Raw genomic sequence first — 628 nt, forward strand, 5'->3', positions numbered from 1 at the left:
TTGTTGGACAAAATCGGGGCCCGCACTCGCTCACTTTTGCGCTAGGTGTTGATCATGAGTTTCAAGAAGATTGGTTATTAAGCCTTGCTGGCGCATACACTCGATCAAGTCATGGCTATGAAGTCGGCGGTGATATCGTGATGAACTGGTATTGGTAGGCATTTCTGTCGATAACTTATAGATAAGCGTCTTTCAGTCCGTTGATCATTGCTCTTCGCTCTGGCTCGAGGAAAGGCGCGACAACTGACATGACTTGGTAAACGCCTCTCGCAAGGGCATCATCTGCGACTTGGCCTTCTCTTACTGAGGAATAGCTTAACCAGAATGTAGTTGTGAGAATGATTTGCTCAGTGAGTGCTTCTATTTCATCTGTTGACGCATGTAATCGCTCATTCTTCCGTGCGTTTTCAAGTACAGAAATACTGGCTTTACGTTTTGTGTTTAAGATCTTCTGAAAGCGCTTTTCGAATTGTGGATATTTCGCCATGATGGTGACGAGGTCTTTGTACAGGAACTGAAACTTCGCGATATTTTCGAAGATCAGATGGAGGTAAAACCAGAGATCTTCAATATCCATTTCTGATTCTGGAACAATGAGAATGCTATACATGCATTCTTCAAATTGTTG

General features: G+C 43.3%; 1 protein-coding gene. It reads right to left on the minus strand.

Translation table 11 applies throughout. From position 1 onward, the window contains the following. Positions 1 to 175: 175 nt before the first annotated feature. On the minus strand, positions 176 to 628 hold a 453-nt coding region (locus tag A3738_RS02365), incomplete at its 5' end, for a TetR/AcrR family transcriptional regulator (RefSeq protein ID WP_156503888.1).

The sequence above is a fragment of the Oleiphilus sp. HI0066 genome, assembly GCF_001635725.1.